The sequence below is a fragment of the Peribacillus sp. YIM B13472 genome, from assembly GCF_042788005.1.
Taxonomy (GTDB): Bacteria; Bacillota; Bacilli; order Bacillales; family DSM-1321; genus Peribacillus; species Peribacillus simplex_E.
The window spans coordinates 151,726-170,980 of sequence record NZ_JBHZPG010000003.1 but is presented as its reverse complement, the minus strand read 5'-3'; the positions used below and the strand labels follow the sequence as shown (position 1 = coordinate 170,980).

Genomic DNA, 19,255 nt, shown 5'->3' with positions numbered 1-19,255 from the left:
CTCTATTTTTTTACCTTTCAATCCTTTACCGCTTCCTTTAAGCGTATGACAGTATCGGCATCAGGTGTAATATATACGGTCTGCTGCTGGTCGTAGATCACGAACCCGGGTTTGGAACCATTCGGTTTCTTAACATGGCGAACTTGTGTGAAGTCAACGGGCACTGAGCTCGATTGCTGTGCTTTACTGAAGAAAGCTGCTAATACGGCTGCCTCTTTTATCGTTTTTTCACTTGGCGATTCATTTCGAATCACAACATGTGAGCCAGGTATATCTTTGGTATGAAGCCATATTTCATCACGGCGTGCAAACTTATTCGTTAGATAATCATTTTGTTTATTATTCTTCCCGACAAAAATGAGATCTCCATCTGTAGCATAATATGTTTCAAGCTGCGGTTTTGCATTTGCAGGCTTTTTCATGCCTTTTTTCTTTTTTTGCCTAATGTATCCTTCTTCCTGAAGTTCTTCGCGAATCTCCTCTATATCTCTGGGTGAAGCTGATTGGAGCTGCTGATGCAAGGCTTCAAAGTAGGCCAATTCCAATTTTGTCTTTTCGATTTGTTCTTGGACGACTCCGACTGCATTTTTGGACTTTTGGTATCTGGAGAAGTACTTTTGTGCATTATCTGATGGATTTTTTAATGGGTCAAGCGGGATGGTGACCATACTTTGTTCTTCATCATAATAATTGACGACTTCTATTTCTTTCATGCCTTTTTTCATTTGATATAGATTAGCTGTAAGCAGCTCACCGAACAACTGATACTGTTCTCCGCGTTCCGTATCTTTTAATGTACGTTCGAGCTTCCCGATTTTTTTTGAGTTCTTTTCTATTTCATTAGTAATGAAACGTTCTACATCTTGGCTCTTTTGCTTAACCCGATCTCTTTCTGCCTTTCCGAAGTAATAGCGGTCGAGCATCTCGCTCAATGAAGGAAACGTACGTTGATTCCCAGTCAGATGCTCTAGTGAAAGCATATAAAAAACTTCTTTATTTCCATCTTGTTTGATCATCGCAGTATAGTTTTGCTCCGAGATTTCTTGGATAATCTTTAAAAAAGCTGATGGAAGGGTCGTGCTGTTGGCAAGTCCAGCCCGGTAAACGGCTTCCTTTGCAACTAATGGTGAAACTCCAGAAAAATGGGCAACAAGCTGTCGATCCAGCTTTCCTGCATTGAAGTCAATATTCTTCCTTATATCGTCCTCGGTAGCCTCGAAGGGATTCTTCTTTTCTTGTGCGGGCGGGGCCAAATATTCCTGGCCGGGCAATATCGCACGATAACTGTTAACGGCATGTGAAACATGCTTAATGCTGTCCAAAATCATATTTCGTTCTTTATCGACTAAAACAATGTTGCTGTGACGCCCCATGATTTCGATGATTAACTGCTTTTGAGAGACATCACCAAGCTCATTGCGACCCTTCACTTCAAAAATGATCATCCTATCAAGTTCATATTGATAAATATTTTCTATCGTATAGCCTTCGAGGTGCTTCCTAAGAAGCATACAGAACATGGGTGCCTCTTTGGGATTTTCATAACTCTCTTCGGTCATTTGCACCCTCGAATAACTTGGGTGGGCTGATAATAGGAGCTTATGGTTCTTACCTCCAGCACGAACAACCAGTATTACTTCATTTTTATAAGGCTGATGTACCTTATTGATTCGTCCACCTTTTAATAAAGAAGCGATTTCTTCCGTCATCGCTTTCGTGAATAATCCATCAAATGACATTCTATTTTTACTTCCTTTACATAAGATTTTCTAAGAACTCATTTTGGCTGCCCATTTTAGCTAATCACAATTTTTTAGCGAACTGGGTGAAAAGCTGGGGTTGTTAGTTCAGGTAAATTGAATGGCTGCTTTTTTTGGTTCCAGAAATTAATTGCAAATTTGGTCCATTCATCATGATTAGCGGTCGTTCATTCATTAAATTATCCGGATCGTTCTTCTTTCCGCAATTCTGTTTAATTATAGCATTATTTTGGACGAGTCTGAATAATCATGGAAGAAGAGCAGGTTGTTTTATGTATCGGTAAGCAGGCAGGTGTTGGATGAGTAAAGCAAAAAGCGCCTGTTGAGATGTATACAGGAGCCTATTTCATTCTATTCAAAGGGATGTGTGATACTTGATGGAGTTCAAGGAAATGAATAATCAAGAAATGGAGAAAGCGCTTCAAACAAACGTTACACACGGTTTGGACGATGATGAAGTAAAGGACAGGCTGCGAAAGCATGGCTTTAACGAATTGAAGGAAGGAGAAAAACAGTCTGCCATTCTTTTATTTTTCGCCCAATTCAAAGATTTCATGGTCATAGTATTACTTGCCGCGACCTTAGTCTCCGGGATATTGGGTGAATATATCGATGCGATTGCCATCATGGCGATTGTTTTTTTGAATGGATTACTTGGGTTTTTTCAAGAACGGAAGGCAGAGAAATCCCTGGATGCCCTAAAGGAAATGGCTGCGCCGCAAGTTAACGTACTTCGGGATGGCCAGTGGCTGAAAGTCCCATCGAGAGAAGTCGTAGTTGGGGATATCCTGAAGTTTTCAAGTGGTGACCGAATTGGTGCCGATTTACGGATCATCGACCATTCAAGCCTTGAAATAGAAGAGTCTGCACTTACCGGTGAGTCACTCCCGGCCGTTAAATGTTCTGATCCATTGATGAATGAGGTTGAAGGTATCGGTGATCAGGAAAATATGGCGTTTATGGGAACGATGGTAACAAGAGGAAATGGGGTAGGAATCGTAATCGCTACAGGAATGAATACGGCGATGGGCAAGATTGCGGATCTCTTGCAGACTGCAGAAACAAAAGAAACACCGCTTCAACGGAGGTTGGAGCAGCTAGGCAAAATTTTGATCGTCACGGCTTTAATATTAACTGTAATCGTGGTCCTGACTGGTGTCATTCAAGGGCATGACCTCTATACGATGTTTTTGGCCGGGGTATCTTTGGCTGTTGCGGCGATTCCTGAAGGCTTGCCAGCCATTGTGACCGTAGCATTGTCTTTGGGCGTTCAGCGTATGATCAAACAAAAAGCGATTGTCCGCAAGCTTCCTGCCGTAGAAACGCTTGGCTGCGCAACGGTGATTTGCTCAGATAAGACAGGTACACTGACACAAAACAAAATGACGGTGACGAAGGTCTGGAGTGGAGGGAAAACTTGGGATGTCGGCGGTACTGGTTATAATCCGGTCGGAGAGTTTTCTTTAGAGGGAGTTTCAGTTGCCCCGAAAAACCATAATGCCTTGCTTCAAATAATTACATTCGGCATGCTCTGTAATAAAGCCGAGTTAAAGGAGAATGGTAAACGATATATTTTAGACGGTGATCCGACAGAAGGGGCGATGTTGGTCGCGGCAATGAAAGCGGGCTTGACGAGGGAACACTTGTCTAAGAGGTTTACGATAGTCAAGGAGTTTCCATTTGACTCGGGCCGCAAAATGATGAGTGTCATAGTGAAGGATGATAAAGATAATCATTTCGTCATCGTAAAAGGGGCCCCTGATGTATTGATCGCCCAGTCCGACACGATTCTTTGGGGAGGAAAGTCGGAAATATTGAATCAGAAGAGTAAGGAAAGGGTACAACAGGACATGAATGAGCTTGCCTCTCAGGCACTTCGAATGATTGCTGTTGGTTATAAACCCCTTTCAAAAGGAACGATTTTGCTGCATGAAACCGAAGCTGAGCGCAATTTGACCTTCATGGGACTGCAGGGCATGATCGATCCCCCACGTCAGGAAGTGAAGCAGGCAGTTAAGGAATGCAGGGATGCCGGGATTAAAACTGTCATGATTACTGGCGACCATGTAATAACAGCAAAGGCAATAGCTAAAGAACTTGGTATTTTAAAAGGAAAAGACCGTGTACTAGAAGGACGGCAATTGGCCGACATGGAAGTCGGGGAACTTGAGGAAGTTGTTGAAAGTGTTTCGGTGTTTGCCCGCGTTTCCCCGGAACATAAGTTGAAAATCGTAAAAGCCTTGCAAAATAAAGGACATGTCGTTGCAATGACAGGGGATGGTGTCAATGATGCCCCTGCGATAAAATCAGCGGATATTGGTATATCCATGGGTATCACGGGTACTGATGTTGCTAAGGAAGCTTCTTCCTTGATATTGGTTGACGACAATTTTGCCACTATTAAATCGGCCATCAAAGAAGGCAGGAATATTTACGAAAACATCAGGAAGTTCATCCGTTATCTGCTTGCTTCCAATGTTGGGGAGATTTTGGTCATGTTTTTTGCAATGCTATGTGCCTTGCCGTTACCTTTGATACCAATCCAGATCTTATTCGTGAACCTTGTTACCGACGGACTGCCTGCAATGGCATTGGGACTGGATTCCGCAGAAGAAGATGTAATGAAAAGAAATCCAAGAAATGCTAATGAAGGTGTTTTTGGAAGAGGGCTTGGCTGGAAGATCATCTCTCGTGGTTTTCTGATCGGGATTTCTACATTGATCGCATTTTATGTGGTATACCGTGCAAATCCGGATAATCTTGCTTATGCACAAACGATTGCGTTCGCTACCTTGGTACTAGCTCAGCTAATACATGTATTCGATTGCCGAAGCGAACGTTCAATCTTCTCGAGAAATCCATTCGGTAACCTTTATCTAGTGGGGGCGGTATTGTCCTCCCTATTATTGATGGTAGCAGTCATGTATGTGCAGCCTTTACAAACAATCTTTCATACAGTACCGATTTCGGGAAGGGATTGGCTATTAGTTATAGGGATGGCATCCATTCCAACTTTTTTACTGGCTGGAACCTTTTTAGCAAGAAAAGCACAATGATATATGATATAATCTTTAAGGTGGTAGAGTCATGCTCTATTGCCTTTTTATTTTTGTAGTATTTTATTTGTGAGCTAAAGTTTTCGTGCTGTAGCTAATATATAATGAAAGTTAAAGGCCAAATTACTACATTATGTTTGATAGGATGTGGAACCATGGTTACCAGTATGACGGGCTATGGAAGAGAAGAAGCGGAAAACGAACAGGTCAAGGTTTTTGTCGAAATTAAGACCGTGAACCATCGTTTTTGTGAATATACGATTTGGATGCCGCGCCAGCTTTTGGTTTTGGAAGAAAAGGTGAAGAAGAAGGCGAATCAATACATAAGAAGGGGACGGGTGGAAATCTTCATCACAGTGGAAGGTGAGAGCCTGGTTTCCAAAAAGGTGAAGATCGATTGGAATCTTGCGGATCAGTATGTGGAATTGATGAATGAAGTCAAGGGAAAATACAATCTGGAAAGTTCCATAACATTACAGGATATGCTGCAACTTGAATCGATTTTCATGACGGAAGAAGTACCTGCGGTTCCTGCCGATTTGGAATCCCTGTTATTGAAGGCTGTCACCGGGGCATTGGAAAATCTGGAAAAAATGCGGAATCTGGAAGGTCAGGAACTGGCCTTGGACATGAAACGCCAGCTTAAAAAGTTCGGTGAGATTGTAGCAGGGGTCAAAATGCATGCACCTTCAGTCGTCGAGAAATATAAAGCACGGTTGGAAATCAAACTGGCCGAGATGACTGAAGCATTGATTGAAGATAGCCGCATTGTTACAGAAGCGGCCATTTTTGCTGATAAATGTGATATAAATGAAGAACTGACCAGACTCGATAGCCATGTACAGCAATTTTCAAGGACGCTTACCCATAGTGAACCAATTGGAAGAAAACTTGACTTCCTTGTCCAGGAAATGAACAGGGAAGTCAATACGATTGGATCAAAGGCAAATGATTCGGCCATTACCAAAGAAGTGGTGGAAATGAAAAGTCTTCTTGAAAAATTAAAGGAACAGGTTCAAAATATCGAGTAGTCGGTTTATGATGAACCTAACAAGGTGACAATAGATATGAATGGGGGACAAAAATGTCAATAAAGCTCATTAATATTGGTTTTGGGAATATCGTTTCCGCAAACCGGATTGTATCCATCGTGAGCCCGGAATCGGCTCCGATCAAAAGGATCATCCAAGACGCCCGGGACCGCGGATCCTTAATAGATGCTACATATGGTAGAAGAACTAGGGCCGTTATAATTACAGACAGCGACCATGTTATCTTATCTGCCGTTCAACCGGAAACGGTTGCCGCACGGCTTCAAGATAGAGATGACAGCGTAGAAGAGGGGTAACTGAAACAATATGAGAGAAAAAGGTTTATTAATCGTTTTGTCCGGTCCATCCGGTGTTGGTAAAGGAACTGTAAGGAAGGCGATTTTTTCTCAGCCAGGAACGGCATTCGAATATTCAATTTCGATGACGACACGGCTGCCTCGCCATGGTGAAGTGGATGGAGTGGACTATTTCTTCAAAAAACGCGAGGAATTCGAAGCACTTATCAAAGAAGGAAAATTGCTGGAATATGCTGAGTTCGTCGGTAATTATTATGGAACACCCGTGGATTATGTCCGTGAAACAATCGATTCCGGAAAAGATGTATTTCTGGAAATTGAAGTTCAAGGAGCTAAACAGGTCCGGGAGAAATTCCCTGAAGGACTTTTCATTTTCCTTGCCCCTCCGAGTTTGACCGAACTCGAAAGCCGCATCGTTACTCGCGGGACCGAGACGGAGGAAGCGATAAAAGGACGGATGAAAGTGGCGAAGGAAGAAATAGAACTTATGGATCTGTATGATTATGTTGTTGAAAATGATCATGTGGATGCCGCATGTGCTAGAATTAATGCAATTGTAATTGCCGAGCATTGCCGTCGGGAAAGAGTTGCTGTTTTATATAAAAAAATGTTGGAGGCGGAATAAATTATGTTATATCCATCAATTGATTCTCTATTACTTAAAATCGATTCTAAATACTCACTTGTATCAGTGGCAGCTAAACGCGCCAGGGAAATGCAAATAAAAGATAATTGCCTCGTAACTAAACCGGTCTCCCATAAATCAGTAGGTCGTGCCCTTGAAGAAATTCATTCCGGTAAATTGACTTACGATAATTCTTACGAGGAAAACTAAGAGAACACATAGCTTGACCTATCGGGCCTGACACCCTAAAGCAAACAGGAGCGTTACATTTGGAAAGTGCTTCCATCCTGCGGCCAAGGTGTCAGGCCTGTTTGTTTTGATTTTTTTAAGAGTAACCAAAGTCATTGATTAATCAGGAAAGATGGAGTGCCTGGGGGAATCCAAATGTTATTGCGCATTTCAAATGAATTTTCTTCGCTTTTCCGTCATAATTAGAAAAAATAGAATGTATAGTTAGGGGAAATTTGCATGCTTATCGATAAAAAAGTACTTCTTTGTGTCACCGGCGGGATTGCTGTATATAAGGCTGCTGCCCTGACAAGTAAATTAACTCAGGAAGGTGCGCGTGTTAAAGTGATCATGAGTGAATCGGCACGTAAGTTCGTGACGCCGCTCACCTTTCAAGCACTTTCGAGAAATGATGTGTATACAGATACTTTTGAAGAGAAGGATTCATCAGTCATTGCCCACATCGATTTGGCTGATTGGGCTGATATCATCCTATTGGCTCCAGCTACAGCCAATGTCATCGGCAAGGTAGCCAATGGAATCGCGGATGATATGATCACGACCACACTTCTGGCAACGGAAGCGCCTGTTTGGGTTGCGCCGGCGATGAACGTGCACATGTACGCCCACCCAGCGGTTCAGAAAAATATGGGGACACTTCGGTCGTTTGGATATCAATTCATTGAACCGGGTGAAGGGTATTTGGCCTGCGGTTATGTAGGGAAAGGGCGATTGGAGGAACCGGAAACAATCGTAGAACATCTTAATCGATATTTCGGTGAAAGCAAATCACACCAACAGCCTCTTAAAGGAAAGAAATATTTGATAACGGCAGGACCGACTCGTGAAGCAATCGATCCCGTCCGTTACGTGACAAATCATTCCAGCGGAAAAATGGGCTATGCCCTTGCCGAAGAGGCAATTGAAATGGGCGCTGAGGTGACATTGATTACTGGCCCCGTTAACTTGACGCCACCTTCCAAGGCCAAAGTAATTCCAGTGGAATCAGCAGCGGATATGTATGATGCGGTATTCGAACAGTTCGATTCCAGTGACGTCGTAATCATGACGGCTGCAGTGGCGGACTATAAACCGAAGATTTATCATGCTCAAAAGATGAAAAAACAGCCAGGGGAAAATGTGATTGAATTTGAACGGACAAAGGATATCCTCATGGAACTCGGTGAAAATAAAACTCATCAGATATTGGTAGGCTTTGCGGCTGAAACGAACAACGTCGAAGAATACGCAAGAGGGAAATTAGTCAAAAAGAACGCAGATATGATCGTTGCCAATAATGTTACCGTCGCAGGGGCAGGATTTGGTACGGATACGAACATCGTGACCATTTACGATAAAGATGGAAGTGCGACCGAACTTCCAAAAATGAGTAAAGCGGATATAGCTAAAAGCATCCTGGCAGAAGTATCCCGCATGCAAAAGGAATGATGTCTTATGGATATAGCATCCGTCATCGTGGATGTACCTGCTAAACAAACGGATCGAGAATTCGACTATCGCATACCTGAAAAGTGGAACCAAGTCATCAAGCCCGGAATGCGGGTCATCGTCCCATTCGGTCCAAGAATGGTGCAGGGATTCGTCACAGGCTTAAAAGCTAAAAGCGACTTTGCGAAATTACGCAATATAAAGGAACCAATGGATCTGGAGCCCATCCTTAATGATGAATTGCTTCAGCTGGGTGACTGGTTGACCAAAGAGGCGATGTGTTTTAAAATTTCAGCGCTGCAGGCCATGCTTCCGGCAGCGATGAAAGCAAAGTATGAAAAAGTTATTAAAGTCGTTGAAGATAAAAAGGATCAGCTGCCTCGCTTCATTCAAAATCTTTTCGGGAAAAATGATTCAATATCTTGGAAAGACGTGATTGAAGGGGAGAATGCCTCCCTCTTCCAAAAGGAAATGCAAAATGGCAATCTTGAGCTCGTATATAATGTGAAAAACCGACTAAATAAGAAGACGGTCCGTGTCATTAAATCTTTGCTTTCCCCTAAGGAACTGAAAGAAATGGCATCAGCCATGTCCAGCCATGCAAAAAAACAACAGGAACTCCTTCAATACTTTATTGAACATCAAGAACCCATTCCGTTAAAGGAATTGCTTGAATTGATAAACACATCAAGCGGTACCGTCAAATCCCTAGTGTCAAAAGGGGCTTTGGCGGAAATGGATCAAGAAATATACCGTGATCCGTATGAAAACCGTGTGTTCGAAAAATCCACACCCTTTACACTAACAGCTGAACAAACAGCTGCCTTGAAGCCCATCAACGAGAAAATACATCATGATGAACATGAAGTCTTTCTTTTATATGGTGTAACAGGCAGCGGGAAGACGGAAGTGTATCTACAGGCAATTGCCTCTGTCATTGAAAAAGGGAAGGAAGCCATCATGCTTGTTCCTGAAATCTCCTTAACGCCACAGACGGTGAAGCGGTTTAAGGAACGATTTGGTGAGCAGGTAGCTGTCATGCATAGCGGTTTATCCGTAGGTGAAAAATATGATGAATGGCGGAAAATTCACCGTAAGGAAGTTAAAGTGGTGGTGGGCGCGCGTTCAGCCGTGTTTGCTCCTTTTGAAAACCTGGGGCTGGTCATCATTGATGAAGAACATGAATCCAGTTATAAGCAAGAAGAAACGCCAAGGTACCACGCCAGGGATGTTGCCATTGAAAGAGCAAAATCATATAGATGTCCGGTAATTCTTGGCAGCGCCACACCTACACTTGAATCTTTTGCACGTGCCAAGAAAAACGTCTATAAATTATTGACGCTTAGCCAGAGGATGAATAAAAATGCATTGCCAGCAGTGGATATTGTAGATATGAGGGAAGAACTAAGAACGGGAAATCGTTCCATGTTTTCGGAGCTGCTCTTTACAAAGCTGAAAGACCGGCTTGAGAAGGGGGAGCAAACAGTCCTGATGCTAAATAAAAGGGGACATTCTTCCTTTGTGATGTGCCGAAGCTGCGGATTGGTCATCAACTGCCCTAATTGTGACATTTCACTTACTTATCATCGCTTTAATGATATAATGAAATGCCATTATTGTGGGTTTGAAGAGGGAATGCCTTCCGTTTGCCCTGAATGTGAAAGTGAGCATATAAGGTTCTTCGGTACAGGCACTCAAAAGGTTGAAGAAGAGCTTGCAAAAATCCTCCCTGAAGCACGGGTCATACGAATGGATGTTGACACGACAAGCAAGAAAGGTTCACATGAGCGGTTGCTGAATGCTTTTGGTGAAGGGAAGGCCGATATATTGTTAGGCACCCAAATGATAGCCAAGGGCCTTGATTTTCCTAATATCACTCTTGTTGGAGTCCTATCAGCTGATACGATGCTACATCTGCCTGATTTCCGTTCTTCTGAAAAGACATTCCAGCTGCTGACACAGGTAAGCGGAAGGGCGGGACGTCATCAGCTTCCGGGAGAAGTGGTCATCCAAACGTATACGCCTGAGCACTACAGCATCGAGCTTTCTGCCTTACAGGATTTTGATGCTTTTTATGAACGGGAGATGCATCTAAGGAGGCAAAGTCATTACCCTCCCTATTATTATGTTGTCCTTATAACCGTTTCACATGAAGATTTAATGAAGACGGTCAGTGTTACTGAAAAAATCACCAATTATTTAGGCTCTCGATTGAATCGGGATTCTATCGTACTAGGTCCGGTTGCTTCGCCCATTAGTCGAATCAACAATAGATATCGCTATCAATGTCTGATAAAATACAAACGAGAGCCGGACCTTAATCAGCATCTACGCACACTTTTGGAACATTACCAAAAAGAAACCGCTCAAAATCATCTGCAGATTTCAATAGATTTAAATCCACAGATCATGATGTAATTATTTGAGAGATGGGATGATTACCGCGAGCTGTTACAGCTTGCGTTTTTATATAATGAAGTGTTGTTTTCATATCTAGGAGGGTACCTTTAATTTTGGCTATTTTACCGATTGTCTTGTTTCCTGAAAAAATTTTACAACAAAAATGCGATAAAGTAACAAGTTTTGATAAAAAGTTGGCAAAGCTGTTAAATAATATGTATGAAACGATGGTGGAGGCGGATGGCGTTGGACTTGCAGCACCTCAGGTTGGCGTGAAAAAGCAAGTGGCCGTCGTTGAAATAGAGGAAGGTTCCGGTGCTATCGAACTGATTAATCCGGAAGTGCTGGAAGTGGAAGGCGAACAGACAGGTGTTGAAGGATGCTTGAGCTTCCCGAGTTTATATGGCGAAGTATCGCGTCCATACCGTGTCAAAGTCCGGGCACAAAACCGAAAAGGATCTTTTTTCGAGATAGAAGCGGAGGACTTCCTCGCGAGGGCCCTTCAGCACGAAATTGATCATCTGCAAGGAGTTTTATTTACAAGTAAGGTTTCCCGGTATATTTCGGAAGAAGAGTTAGAAAGGTTTGGAGAAGAATGACAAAAATTATATTTATGGGTACGCCGGACTTTTCAGTGCCGGTATTGAGAAGAATCATTGATGAAGGGTATGATGTGATCGCTGTGGTCACACAGCCCGATCGTCCAGTAGGCCGCAAAAAGGTGCTGACGCCGCCGCCCGTTAAGGTCGAAGCCGAAAAGCTGGGGATTCCCGTTTATCAGCCCGAAAAAATCCGTGAAAAAGAAGAACTTGAAAAAATCATTGCATTGAATCCTGACTTAGTGGTGACGGCGGCTTTCGGTCAAATCCTTCCGAATGAATTGCTGGATGCCCCTAAGTACGGCTGTATCAATGTACATGCCTCCCTGCTTCCTGAACTGCGTGGAGGGGCGCCAATTCATTATTCCATTTTACAAGGGAAAGAAAAGACGGGAATAACCATCATGTATATGGCGGAAAAATTGGATGCCGGTGATATATTGACTCAGGCGGAAGTTATTATAGAGGAAGAAGACAATGTAGGTACACTGCATGATAAATTAAGCAAGATAGGGTCGGATTTACTTGCAGAGACGCTTCCGAAACTTATAAATCAGGAGTTACAGGCGATCAAGCAGGATGAGGCAAAAGCGTCTTTTGCGCCTAACATAAAACGGTCTGAGGAAAAAATCGACTGGTCGAAATCAGGGGAAGACATCTATAACCATGTACGTGGCCTGAATCCTTGGCCTGTTGCTTATACAACCTTAGACGGGGCCATTTTGAAAATTTGGCAGGTAAAGAAACTTGAAGATGGCAATCAGGCAGTGCCGGGCACGGTCATTGATGTACAAAGTGATGGTTTCATCGTTTCGACAGGCAATGAGACGGCAATACTAGTTACAGAACTGCAGCCTTCAGGGAAGAAAAAAATGCCGGCGAAAGATTATTTGCGCGGAGCCGGATCGTTCATTAAAGCAGGCATGAAGTTAGGAGAACAGAATGAAGCAAACTAAAAAGGGAGTACGTGAAATCGCTCTCGATATCTTGGAATCTGTAGAGAAAAACCAATCCTACAGTAACCTATTATTGAACAATTTGATTAAAAAGCACCAGTTATCCGCCGTGGACAGCGGACTGCTTACAGAAATAAGCTACGGTACCATACAGCGGAAGATGACTTTGGATTATTATTTGAACCCATATATTAAACAACCGAAAAAAACGCAAAGCTGGGTCATCAATTTACTTAGACTTTCCGTTTACCAAATGGTCTATTTAGATAAAGTGCCTGATCATGCAATCATTTTCGAGGCCGTAGAAATTTCCAAAAAGCGCGGGCATAAAGGTACATCTTCGATGGTAAATGGTGTACTTCGTAATATTCAAAGAAATAGTGTTCCTTCTTTAGGTGATATTAAAGATGATCTGGAACGGCTTTCCATAGAAGTAAGTCATCCAATTTGGTTGGTCAAGCGTTGGGTAGAGCAATTTGGTTATGAAAAAACCAAGGAAATGTGTGAAATCAACTTAACTGCCCCTTTACAGACGGGACGGGTTAATTTAAAGAAGATTTCACGCCGTGAATTGATCAGCATATTAACGGAAGAAGGATATGATGTTGAAGCAAGTGAAGTCGTTCCCGAAGCAATCGTCAGCTATAAAGGGAATCTTGCTCATTCAGAAAGCTACAAATTAGGGTATTTATCGATTCAGGACGAGAGTTCAATGCTTGTAGCCCATGCATTAGGTGCGAATGAAAATGATGCTGTACTCGATTGCTGTGCTGCACCTGGAGGGAAAACGACACATATCGCAGAAGGTTTGACCACTGGACAAGTATATGCGCTCGACCTTCATGAGCATAAGGTCAAGCTCATTAAAGAGCAGGCTGAGCGCCTAAAACTCAGAAACAATATTAAGACAATGGCCCTTGATAGCAGAAAAGTGCAAGAACACTTTAATAAGGAAGGGTTTGACAGGGTGCTGATCGATGCACCGTGTTCCGGGTTGGGAGTCATGCGCCGGAAGCCTGATGTAAAGTACACTAAAACAAAAGATGATATAATGAAACTCTCAAATATACAAAAACAACTATTGGAATCGGCTGCCCCGCTTGTCAAGCAAGGCGGACGGTTAGTATATAGTACCTGTACGGTGGATAAAGAAGAAAATGACAAAGTCGCTGCAGCATTTTTGGAAAGCCATCCGGATTTTGAAAGCGATGCAACCTTGTCCACAAGAATGCCTGAAAGCGTTCAGCCATTTATCGAGGGTCATACGCTGCAAGTTTTTCCGCAATATTTTAGCAGTGACGGATTCTTTATTGCGAGTTTTAGAAAGAAGGTGCTGTAATGGCAGAAATCACTAAATCATCTAGAGTAAGAAAAGACACGACACCAGAAAAACCATCGATCTACTCATTAGAGCTTCACCAAATTAAAGAATGGCTTATTCAAAATGGAGAGAAGGCATTCCGGGCCGATCAAGTATATGACTGGCTTTATAAAAAGCGTGTCTCCAGTTTTGAAGATATGTCCAACCTTTCGAAATCATTACGGGATAAGCTGGAATCACAATTCACCTTCACAACTTTGAAAACTTTGATTCAGCAAACGTCCAATGACGGAACGATTAAGTTTTTATTTGAACTCCATGATGGATATTCGATTGAAACGGTGCTGATGCGCCATGAATATGGAAACTCCATTTGCGTGACAACGCAGGTAGGATGTAGAATTGGCTGTACATTCTGTGCGTCGACATTAGGCGGTTTAAAGCGGAATCTTGAATCAGGGGAAATTGTTGCCCAGGTCGTTAAAGTTCAGCAAGCACTTGACGAATCGGAAGAACGTGTTAGTTCTGTCGTAATCATGGGAATCGGTGAACCGTTTGATAACTACGATAATATGATGTCATTCTTAAAGAATATTAACCATGAAAAGGGCTTGAACATCGGGGCGCGTCATATTACCGTTTCCACAAGTGGAATCATTCCTAAAATCTATAAGTTTGCCGAAGAAAGCATGCAAATAAACTTTGCTGTTTCCCTTCATGCACCTAATACGGAATTGAGAAGTAAATTGATGCCGATCAATAAGGCCTACAAACTTCCAGACTTGATTGAATCCATCAAATACTATACAGAAAAAACAGGTCGCCGTGTAAGTTTTGAATATGGTCTATTCGGTGGCGAGAATGATACAGTGGAGCACGCTGAAGAATTAGCAGCTTTAATAAAAGGGATAAAATGCCATGTTAACTTAATACCGGTTAACTATGTACCTGAACGCAACTATGTACGTACACCTCGGGACCAAATTTTTGAGTTTGAAAAAACATTGAAGAAGCGCGGCATTAATGTAACGATCCGAAGGGAACAAGGCAGTGATATTGACGCAGCCTGCGGCCAGCTTCGGGCCAAGGAGCGCAAAGAAGAGACGAGGTGACCCTATGAGGGCAATATTTAAGACAGACCGTGGAAAAGTCCGCCAGCATAATGAAGATAATGGCGGAATCTTTAAGAACTCGGAAGGCGTTCGCCTTGCCATCGTTGCAGATGGCATGGGCGGCCACCGTGCCGGGGATGTAGCCAGTGCAATGACGATAGACCTTCTGAAAAAGGGCTGGGAAGCATCCACAGGAATCGAAACGGCAAATAATGCCGAGGATTGGCTGAATCAGCAAATCGTCTTGGTCAATCAGTTGCTTTTTGAACATGCAGAAGCGAATACGGAATGTAAGGGCATGGGGACCACCATTGTTGCAGCCATTTGCACCGACAAGTTTGCTACCATTGCCAACATCGGGGACAGCCGATGTTATTTGTATAATGAGAGCGGTTTTAAGCAGGTCACGGAAGATCATTCACTTGTTAACGAATTGGTCCGTTCCGGGCAGATTTCGAAGGAAGATGCTGAAAACCACCCACGGAAAAATGTCTTATTACGAGCCCTGGGGACAGAAATGCAAGTGGAAATGGACATTATGACTGTTATCTTCGAAGAAAATGATTTACTATTGCTTTGTTCGGATGGATTGACGAATAAAGTGAGTGAACAGGAACTGGAAGAAACCGTAACCAATGGACAGTCACTTGAAGAAAAGGCGAATTCATTAATAGATAAGGCCAATCACTACGGTGGGGAAGATAATATCACCCTTGTGCTTGTTCAATTTACTGAAGAAAGTGAAAGCAGGTGAATTGAATGTTGATTGGTAGAAGAATCAACGGCCGTTATAAACTGATCGAGATGGTCGGCGGCGGCGGTATGGCGAATGTTTACCTTGCAAGGGATATGATCTTAGATAGGGATGTTGCATTGAAAATCCTTCGCATGGATTTTAATAACGACGAAGAGTTCATCAAGCGCTTCAATCGGGAAGCCCAATCGGCAACCAGTTTGGCCCATCCCAATATCGTAAGTATTTATGATGTTGGTGAAGAAGATTCAATCTATTATATTGTAATGGAATACGTGGACGGTTTTACACTAAAGCAATACATACAAAAATATTATCCGATTCCAGTTGATGAAGCCTTGGATATCATGAAGCAAATCACGGCAGCGATTTCCCATGCCCATCATAATGGGATCATCCATCGTGACATCAAGCCACAGAACATTTTGATTGATAAAGAAGGAACCGTCAAGATTACGGACTTCGGCATTGCATTGGCCCTAAGTGCAACAAACATAACCCAGACCAACGCAGTCTTGGGCTCGGTTCATTATTTATCTCCGGAACAGGCCAGAGGCGGTATGGCCAATAAGAAATCGGACATTTATTCACTTGGTATCGTCATGTTTGAATTGTTGACGGGGAGGTTGCCTTTTTCGGGTGAATCAGCCGTTTCGATAGCGCTTAAACATTTACAATCGGAAACTCCTTCGCCAAAACGCTGGAACTCTGAAATACCTCAGAGTGTAGAAAATATTATCCTGAAAGCGACAGCCAAAGATTCATATTACCGCTATGATAGCGTGGACTCAATGGAAGATGACATGCGGACTTCGCTTAATCCTGAGCGTTCAAATGAACTGCCTTTTGCCATTCCTGAAGATCATGATGCAACAAAAGCCATCCCCGTCATAACGGATGATCAGATTTCAAGCGTCGATGAGACAATCATAAGGGGTCCGGAAAAAAATACATTGGTCTATGCGGACGATGAAGAAAGTGAATCAGAAGCAGAGAGTAAATCGAAAAAGAAACCGAAAAAACAAAAGAAACAGAAAAAACAAAAAATCAAGTCGGACCATAAAGGTAAAAAACGAAAGAACATGCCTGCGATCTTGGTGACCACCTTTTTAGTTCTCGCCCTGCTTGCTGTTTTATCTGTCACTGTTTTACCTCCCCTCCTTGTTTCGAAGGAAGTGACGATCCCGGACCTTAAAGGGGAAGAATTGGATGATGCCATTACTGAATTGCTTGAATTGGATTTGGAAATTGGAGAAACGATCGAGATTGAAGATGAAGAGGTTGAAGCTGGTCTTGTGATCAAAACCAATCCTAAGGAAGGTAAGACGGTCAAGGAAGGTGCAGCAATCGATATTTATCAAAGCGTTGGTAAAGAGACGATTTCATTGTCCAGTTATGAAGGTCGAGACTATTCTGATGTTAAATCCCTGCTTGAAAAAATGGGATTCAAAAACATAAGCGTGACCGAAAAATATGATGACAGTGCTGCCGGCACGATCATAGAACAATCGCCCTCGGGTGCCACTGAGGTCGTACCATCCGAAACGGACCTTGAGCTAACGGTCAGTAAAGGGACAGATCTGCTGAGCTTGAAGAACTTAACGGGGTTCAATGAAGCTGGCCTTAATGATTATTCCAATGAGAGTGGAATAAAGATCGATGTCGAAGAAGAAATCTATGATGATTCCGTAGCTGAGGGGCTTGTCATTTCGCAGTCACCCGAACCTGCAACGAAGGTGGAAAAGGGCAGTACTGTGAAAGTGGTCATTTCAAAAGGGAAAGAAGAGATTCCTCCCAAGAGTGTAACGGAGGAAATCAAAATCGAGTATGATCCGGTTGAGCCAGGCAAAACGCAAAAAATACAAATTTTCATCGAGGATATCAACAATAGCATGACGGAGCCTCAAGAAACATTCTTTATCTTGGAAGATGCCAAAAGAACGATCGAATTAATGGTTTCCCCGGATAAAAAAGCAGGATATAAAGTCATGCGGGACAATCAGGTCATCATTGACGAATCCGTCTCATATCCAGAATAAATTTAATAATTAGGAGTGTGGTTATGCCCGAAGGAAAAATTATCAAAGCACTAAGTGGATTTTATTATGTCCTTGATGGTGAAGAGGTCTATCAATGCCGCGGACGGGGCGTGTTCAGGAAGAATAAGGTAACGCCTCTTGTGGGTGATTATGTGGTTTTTGAAGCGGAAAATAAAACGGACGGGACAGTGACCGAAATAAAACCGCGAAAGAATGAATTGATTCGTCCGCAAATATCGAATGTAGACCAGGCAATCCTTGTCTTTTCAGCAGTAGAGCCTGATTTCAGTCCGGCATTGCTTGATCGATTCCTCGTACTGATCGAAGATAACGAAATCGAACCCATTATCGTCGTGACGAAACTTGACTTGGTTACAGCTGAAAACCAAAAGAAATTGTCTCAGTATATCAAGGACTATCAGAAACTTGGCTATACTGTACTGGAAACATCTTCAGTTACTGCTGGAGGAATTGAAGGACTAGTGCCGTATTTAGAAGGAAAAACCAGTGTATTTGCCGGTCAGTCCGGCGTTGGGAAATCGTCTTTGCTTAATGCAATCAATCCTGACTTGGCTTTAAAGACGGATGATATTTCATCACACCTGGGACGTGGGAAGCATACCACCCGCCACGTTGAATTGATTCATATTGGCTCTGGACTTGTCGCAGATACTCCAGGGTTCAGTTCACTTGAATTCATGGAAATGGAAGCTGAACGGTTATCCTATTGCTTCCCGGAAATGCATAAGTATGGGGAAGACTGTAAATTCCGGGCCTGCCTGCACGATAAAGAACCGAAGTGTGCAGTGAAGGAAGCGGTTGATGCCGGGGAAATTCCACGTTATCGATATGAGCATTATATGCAATTCTTAGAAGAAATCAGAGATAGAAAGCCGAGGTATTAAAATGGTTAAAATCGCACCATCCATTTTATCAGCTGACTTTGCAAAATTGGGAGAAGAAATTCTTGATGTGGAAAGGGGCGGAGCCGATTTAATCCATGTGGATGTCATGGATGGGCATTTCGTGCCGAATATAACGATAGGCTCATTAATTGTTGATGCTATCCGCCCGGTGACAAAACTTCCGCTTGATGTTCATTTAATGATCGAACAACCTGATCGTTATATCGAGGCCTTTGCGAAAGCGGGAGCCGATTATATAACTGTACATGTAGAGGCATGCACTCATTTGCATCGGACAATACAATTGATTAAATCTTTTGGTGTAAAGGCAGGCGTGGTGCTTAACCCAGCCACTCCGGCTTCTTTGATCCAACCTATAATCGAAGATATTGACATGGTATTGTTGATGACGGTCAATCCGGGTTTTGGCGGGCAAAAGTTCATTAAATCCGTTCTGCCCAAAATTGCCGAAGTGAAGGCGATGGCAGAAATGTATAATCAAAATCTCGAAATAGAGATTGATGGTGGAGTAAATGAAGAAACGGCTAAACTATGTATTGAACAAGGGGCGACAGTCCTGGTGGCCGGCTCGGCAATATATAATCAAGAAGATCGACACGCAGCGATTCAAAAGATTCGGGGAAAGTGATATAAGCCGACACTATCATATCCGTATGATGGTGGTCGGCTTTTTTTATCAATT

Annotated in this window: 16 protein-coding genes; 15 read left to right on the top strand and 1 reads right to left on the bottom strand. The window is 42.8% G+C overall.

The window, feature by feature from the left end; all coding sequences use genetic code 11:
• Nucleotides 1–17: 17 nt before the first annotated feature.
• A complete protein-coding gene (locus ACFX4I_RS03995; RefSeq protein WP_230301153.1) occupies nt 18–1,739 on the bottom strand; it encodes an Rqc2 family fibronectin-binding protein in 1,722 nt (573 codons plus the stop codon).
• Nucleotides 1,740–2,137: 398 nt separating this feature from the next.
• On the opposite strand from ACFX4I_RS03995, the gene ACFX4I_RS03990 reads away from it, so the two are divergent.
• From ACFX4I_RS03990 to rpe, 15 genes are all read left to right on the top strand, one after another.
• Complete coding sequence (locus ACFX4I_RS03990) at nt 2,138–4,816, top strand: calcium-translocating P-type ATPase, SERCA-type (RefSeq protein ID WP_283933057.1); 2,679 nt, start codon at nt 2,138–2,140, stop codon at nt 4,814–4,816.
• A gap of 155 nt (nt 4,817–4,971) precedes the next feature.
• Nucleotides 4,972–5,847 (top strand): YicC/YloC family endoribonuclease, encoded by an 876-nt coding sequence (locus ACFX4I_RS03985; protein ID WP_377419277.1) that lies wholly within the window; start codon nt 4,972–4,974, stop codon nt 5,845–5,847.
• A gap of 53 nt (nt 5,848–5,900) precedes the next feature.
• A complete protein-coding gene (gene remA / locus ACFX4I_RS03980; RefSeq protein ID WP_034313813.1) occupies nt 5,901–6,164 on the top strand; it encodes an extracellular matrix/biofilm regulator RemA in 264 nt (87 codons plus the stop codon).
• A 10-nt stretch (nt 6,165–6,174) separates the two neighbouring features.
• Nucleotides 6,175–6,789, top strand: coding sequence for a guanylate kinase (gene gmk, locus ACFX4I_RS03975; RefSeq protein ID WP_076366617.1), 615 nt, complete (start codon nt 6,175–6,177; stop codon nt 6,787–6,789).
• A gap of 3 nt (nt 6,790–6,792) precedes the next feature.
• Complete coding sequence (gene rpoZ, locus ACFX4I_RS03970; protein WP_098371057.1) at nt 6,793–6,999, top strand: DNA-directed RNA polymerase subunit omega; 207 nt, start codon at nt 6,793–6,795, stop codon at nt 6,997–6,999.
• Nucleotides 7,000–7,257: 258 nt separating this feature from the next.
• Entirely contained in the window at nt 7,258–8,466 is a 1,209-nt protein-coding gene (gene coaBC, locus ACFX4I_RS03965; protein ID WP_377419275.1) for a bifunctional phosphopantothenoylcysteine decarboxylase/phosphopantothenate--cysteine ligase CoaBC, read from the top strand.
• A 6-nt stretch (nt 8,467–8,472) separates the two neighbouring features.
• A complete protein-coding gene (priA, locus tag ACFX4I_RS03960) occupies nt 8,473–10,884 on the top strand; it encodes a primosomal protein N' (RefSeq protein ID WP_377419273.1) in 2,412 nt (803 codons plus the stop codon).
• Between the two features lie 95 nt (nt 10,885–10,979).
• The gene (def, locus tag ACFX4I_RS03955; RefSeq protein WP_230301384.1) at nt 10,980–11,465 is read left to right on the top strand and encodes a peptide deformylase; all 486 of its coding nucleotides are present in this window, start codon (nt 10,980–10,982) and stop codon (nt 11,463–11,465) included.
• Complete coding sequence (gene fmt / locus ACFX4I_RS03950; protein ID WP_230301383.1) at nt 11,462–12,421, top strand: methionyl-tRNA formyltransferase; 960 nt, start codon at nt 11,462–11,464, stop codon at nt 12,419–12,421. Before def ends, fmt begins: the two co-directional genes overlap by 4 nt.
• Nucleotides 12,408–13,760 (top strand): 16S rRNA (cytosine(967)-C(5))-methyltransferase RsmB, encoded by a 1,353-nt coding sequence (rsmB, locus tag ACFX4I_RS03945; RefSeq protein WP_377419271.1) that lies wholly within the window; start codon nt 12,408–12,410, stop codon nt 13,758–13,760. The genes fmt and rsmB overlap by 14 nt, the downstream gene beginning before the upstream one ends.
• Nucleotides 13,760–14,854 carry a dual-specificity RNA methyltransferase RlmN gene (gene rlmN, locus ACFX4I_RS03940; RefSeq protein ID WP_377419269.1) on the top strand — a complete coding sequence of 365 codons (1,095 nt, stop codon included), beginning with the start codon at nt 13,760–13,762 and terminating at the stop codon, nt 14,852–14,854. The genes rsmB and rlmN overlap by 1 nt, the downstream gene beginning before the upstream one ends.
• Before the next feature lie 4 nt (nt 14,855–14,858).
• On the top strand, nt 14,859–15,608 hold the full coding sequence (locus ACFX4I_RS03935) for a Stp1/IreP family PP2C-type Ser/Thr phosphatase (RefSeq protein ID WP_377419267.1): 750 nt from the start codon (nt 14,859–14,861) through the stop codon (nt 15,606–15,608).
• A 5-nt stretch (nt 15,609–15,613) separates the two neighbouring features.
• On the top strand, nt 15,614–17,647 hold the full coding sequence (pknB, locus tag ACFX4I_RS03930) for a Stk1 family PASTA domain-containing Ser/Thr kinase (protein ID WP_377419265.1): 2,034 nt from the start codon (nt 15,614–15,616) through the stop codon (nt 17,645–17,647).
• Between the two features lie 23 nt (nt 17,648–17,670).
• Nucleotides 17,671–18,552 (top strand): ribosome small subunit-dependent GTPase A, encoded by an 882-nt coding sequence (rsgA, locus tag ACFX4I_RS03925; RefSeq protein WP_141992197.1) that lies wholly within the window; start codon nt 17,671–17,673, stop codon nt 18,550–18,552.
• A 1-nt stretch (nt 18,553) separates the two neighbouring features.
• Nucleotides 18,554–19,201: a ribulose-phosphate 3-epimerase gene (rpe, locus tag ACFX4I_RS03920; RefSeq protein ID WP_098371047.1), complete on the top strand. Its 648-nt coding sequence runs from the start codon at nt 18,554–18,556 to the stop codon at nt 19,199–19,201.
• Nucleotides 19,202–19,255: the final 54 nt, after the last annotated feature.

Bases quoted from the DNA above. Each gene is read 5' to 3' on its own strand.
- ACFX4I_RS03995 (WP_230301153.1), bottom strand. From the start codon at position 1,739: ATGTCATTTGATGGATTATTCACGAAAGCGATGACGGAAGAAATCGCT.
- ACFX4I_RS03990 (WP_283933057.1), top strand. From the start codon at position 2,138: ATGGAGTTCAAGGAAATGAATAATCAAGAAATGGAGAAAGCGCTTCAA.
- ACFX4I_RS03985 (WP_377419277.1), top strand. From the start codon at position 4,972: ATGGTTACCAGTATGACGGGCTATGGAAGAGAAGAAGCGGAAAACGAA.
- remA (WP_034313813.1), top strand. From the start codon at position 5,901: ATGTCAATAAAGCTCATTAATATTGGTTTTGGGAATATCGTTTCCGCA.
- gmk (WP_076366617.1), top strand. From the start codon at position 6,175: ATGAGAGAAAAAGGTTTATTAATCGTTTTGTCCGGTCCATCCGGTGTT.
- rpoZ (WP_098371057.1), top strand. From the start codon at position 6,793: ATGTTATATCCATCAATTGATTCTCTATTACTTAAAATCGATTCTAAA.
- coaBC (WP_377419275.1), top strand. From the start codon at position 7,258: ATGCTTATCGATAAAAAAGTACTTCTTTGTGTCACCGGCGGGATTGCT.
- priA (WP_377419273.1), top strand. From the start codon at position 8,473: ATGGATATAGCATCCGTCATCGTGGATGTACCTGCTAAACAAACGGAT.
- fmt (WP_230301383.1), top strand. From the start codon at position 11,462: ATGACAAAAATTATATTTATGGGTACGCCGGACTTTTCAGTGCCGGTA.
- rsmB (WP_377419271.1), top strand. From the start codon at position 12,408: ATGAAGCAAACTAAAAAGGGAGTACGTGAAATCGCTCTCGATATCTTG.
- rlmN (WP_377419269.1), top strand. From the start codon at position 13,760: ATGGCAGAAATCACTAAATCATCTAGAGTAAGAAAAGACACGACACCA.
- ACFX4I_RS03935 (WP_377419267.1), top strand. From the start codon at position 14,859: ATGAGGGCAATATTTAAGACAGACCGTGGAAAAGTCCGCCAGCATAAT.
- pknB (WP_377419265.1), top strand. From the start codon at position 15,614: ATGTTGATTGGTAGAAGAATCAACGGCCGTTATAAACTGATCGAGATG.
- rsgA (WP_141992197.1), top strand. From the start codon at position 17,671: ATGCCCGAAGGAAAAATTATCAAAGCACTAAGTGGATTTTATTATGTC.
- rpe (WP_098371047.1), top strand. From the start codon at position 18,554: ATGGTTAAAATCGCACCATCCATTTTATCAGCTGACTTTGCAAAATTG.